The organism is Actinomadura logoneensis, assembly GCF_003428695.1.
Classification (GTDB): Bacteria; Actinomycetota; Actinomycetes; order Streptosporangiales; family Streptosporangiaceae; genus Spirillospora; species Spirillospora logoneensis.
The window spans coordinates 1-3,249 of record NZ_QURH01000717.1; the positions used below are offsets into that span (position 1 = coordinate 1).

Consider the following 3,249-nt stretch of genomic DNA (forward strand, 5'->3'; position numbering starts at 1 on the left):
CGTCACGGCGGTCGCCGGCCAGGGCCTCGCGGTCGCCGGCGCCGCCGTCGCGCTGCCCGGCCTGCTCGACCGCGAGCACGGCGTCGTCCGGCACGCCCCGAACCTCGGCTGGACGGACGTCCCCGTCCCCGCCGCCTTCCCCGTCGCCCCGCCGGCCGGCCCGGCGACCGGCCCTGCGCCGCTGCCCGCCGAGTACGACAACGAGGCGAACCTCGCCGCGCTGGGCGAGCTGTGGTTCGGCGGCGGCGCGCGGCTCGGCGACTTCGTCCACGTCTCCGGGGAGGTCGGGATCGGCGCCGGCATCGTCGTCGACGGGCGGGTCTTCCGCGGCGCGCACGGCTTCGCCGGCGAGCTCGGCCACCTGGTCGCCGACCCCTCCGGCCCGCCCTGCCCGTGCGGCGGGCGCGGCTGCCTGGAGCAGGTCGCGGGACAGGAGGCGATGCTGCGCGCCGCCGGCATCCCGCAGGCGAGGGCGGTCACCGGCCCGGACGGCTCGGTGAACGCGCTCCTCGACCGGCTGAACGGCGGTGACGCCGCCGCGCTCGCCGCCGTGGACCGCGCGGGCCGCGCGCTCGGCGGGGCGCTCGCCTCCGCCGTCAACCTCATCGACCCGGACGCGATCGTCCTCGGCGGGGTCTTCTCGCCGCTGGCCGCCTGGATCCGGCCGCCGCTCGAAGCGGTCCTCGCCGCCGGGCCCGGGTCGCTGCGCCGCGCCGTCCCGCCGGTGGAGGTGTCCGGCCTGGCCGAGGGCGCCGCCGTCCTCGGCGCCGCCGGACTCGTCATCGAGCGTGTCATCGCCGACCCCGCCCGCCTGCTCTAGAGGGGGGCGTACTCGAACCACGCGAAGTCCGCGTGGTTCGTGCCGGGCCGGCCGTTGGAGGTGGCGTAGAGTCCGACGAGGACGCCGGTGAATCCGCCCGCGACCTGGCTGGTCAGCAGGTCGCCGTCGATGGGGTCGCCGAGCGGCGTCCACTCCCCCGGGCGCCGGGCGTAGGACGCCTGGTACCAGCGGCCGTGGGCCTCGAACCCGAGCCCGACGCCTCCCGGCCGGGCCGGCGCCTCGGCCAGGACGGTCGTGACGCCCCGCTCCCGCTTGGCCAGCCGCAGACCCCGGTCCGTCACGGCCAGCACGACGTGGAAGTCGCCGTTCTGCATCAGCGCGAGCCCGGCCTCCTCGCCGTCGCCGCCGGCGAAGTCGAGGGCTGTGAAGGCGGCGAACTCCCGATGCTGTTGCCGCCGCCCGACGAAGGACGGGTTGCCTGCGCCGTCGAGGCCGTCCGGACGCAGCCGCAGGCGCAGTCGGCCGGGGCGGTCGGTCAGGCTCCACCACCGCTCGCGCGGTGTCCGCAGCATGACCCAGGACGGGTCGAGCTCCGGCCCGTCGAACCGGTCGCAGGCCGGGACGGCGGGCCACCGGTGTTCCGGCAGCGACGGCGCACGGTCCTCCGCCTCGACCCGGCCGGCCGCGACCGGCCAGCCGTCCTCCCAGGTGAGCGGGGCGAGGAACGTCTCGCGGCCGAGGGCGCACCGGTCATCGTGGTGCGGGCGCATGGCGAGCAGGACCATCCACCACTCGCCGTCCGGCGTCTCCACCAGGTCGGCGTGTCCCACCCCGACGATCGGGTGCCCCGCGCCGAGGTGGCGGTGGGTCAGCACCGGGTTGCGCGGACTCCCCTCGTAGGGGCCGGTGACGCGGTCGGCCCGCGCGACCATCACCGCGTGGTCCATCGCGGTGCCGCCCTCGGCCGTCAGCAGGTAGTACCGTCCGCCGACGCGGTAGAGGTGCGAGCCCTCCGACCAGATCGCGCCCTTCAGCGCTCCGTCCCAGATCACGTGCTCCTCGCCGGTGAGGGACAGCGACTCCGGGTCGAACTCGCGCAGCCAGATCTCGGTGTGCCCCGCGTACCGCCCGGTCGGCCGGGTCCCGGTGCACCAGGCGCGGCCGTCGTCGTCGAAGAACAGGGACGGGTCGATGCCGTCGCCCTCCAGCCGCACCGGGTCCGACCACGGCCCGGCCGGGTCGCGGGCCGTCATCACGAAGTGGCCCGACCACTCCGGGCCGTCCACGAGGGTGCAGACCAGGTAGAAGGTGCCGTCGTGGTGGCGCAGGGTGGGCGCGTACAGCCCGCCGGACGCGGGGACGCCGTCCAGCGGGAGCTGCTCCGGCCTGTCGAACGCGTGCCCGGCCAGGCGCCAGTGCACCAGGTCGCGGCTGTGGTGGACGGGCAGGCCGGGGAACCACTCGAACGTCGACGTCACGAGGTAGAAGTCGTCGCCGACGCGGCAGACCGACGGGTCCGGGTGGCAGCCCGGCAGGACGGGGTTGCGGAAGCGCCTCACAGCCGCGCCACCCGCACCGGGACGGTCAGCACGCGGTCCCGGCCGGGCTCGCGGACCGGGCCGTCCAGCGTGAACGAGCCGCGCAGCGGCAGGTCGCCGCTGGACCGTCCGACGGCCACCTCCACCACCCCGGGTTCGACGACGCGCCGCAGGTCGGGGCCGGTGAAGGAGGTCCGGTCGGCGTGCACCTCGAACGCGACCCGGGCCGCCTCCCCCGGCTCCAGCCGGACCCGCGCGAACCCGGCGAGCCAGCGCGCGGGCCGCACCACCGACGCGACCGGGTCCGACAGGTACAGCTGGACGACCTCGGTCCCCGCGCGGTCCCCGGCGTTGCGGACGACCGCGCTGACCGTGACCGTCCCGTCGGTGGCCGCCCGCTCGTCCGCCCGGAGGTCGGCGTACTCGAACCGGGTCCAGGTCAGGCCGTGCCCGAACGGGTACAGGGGGGCGGGGTCGACGCTGCTCCAGTCGTGCGCGCCGTCCATCGCCGACCGCAGGTAGGGCGCGGACGGGCCGGACGCGCGCAGCGGCACGCTGAGCGGCAGCCGCCCGGACGGTTCGAGCCGCCCGGTCAGCACGCCCGCGACGGCCGGGCCGCCCTGCTGCCCGGGGAAGAACGCCTGGACGACCGCGGCGGCGCGGTCGGCGACGCCCTCCAGCGCGTACGGGCGGCCGGTGAACAGCACGACGACGGTCGGCGTCCCGGTGTCCAGGACCGCGGCGGCGAGGTCGGCCTGCCGGCCCGGCAGCGCGAGGGTCCGGGCGTCGCTGCCCTCCCCGGACGTGCCGCGTCCGAACAGCCCCGCGCGGTCGCCGAGCGCGAGGACGCACACGTCGGCGGCCCGGGCGGCGTCGGCCGCGGCGGTGATGTCGGCGTCGGCGGGCTCCAGCGCGTCGCCGCCGGCCGCC

3 protein-coding genes are annotated in these 3,249 nt (G+C 77.3%); 1 reads left to right on the forward strand and 2 read right to left on the reverse strand.

The window, feature by feature from the left end; genetic code table 11:
* Window positions 1–820 (forward strand): ROK family protein (locus DZF91_RS26130; RefSeq protein ID WP_147341393.1); only part of this gene is annotated, 820 nt, incomplete at its 5' end.
* Here the strand turns inward: DZF91_RS26130 and DZF91_RS26135 are convergent.
* Complete coding sequence (locus tag DZF91_RS26135) at window positions 817–2,340, reverse strand: glycoside hydrolase family 43 protein (protein WP_117359845.1); 1,524 nt, start codon at window positions 2,338–2,340, stop codon at window positions 817–819. The two genes, DZF91_RS26130 and DZF91_RS26135, sit on opposite strands and share 4 nt — an antisense overlap.
* Window positions 2,337–3,249, reverse strand: a 913-nt coding sequence (locus DZF91_RS26140) for a glycoside hydrolase family 3 C-terminal domain-containing protein (protein ID WP_199486900.1), incomplete at its 5' end; no start/stop codon positions are given. The genes DZF91_RS26135 and DZF91_RS26140, both read right to left, overlap by 4 nt.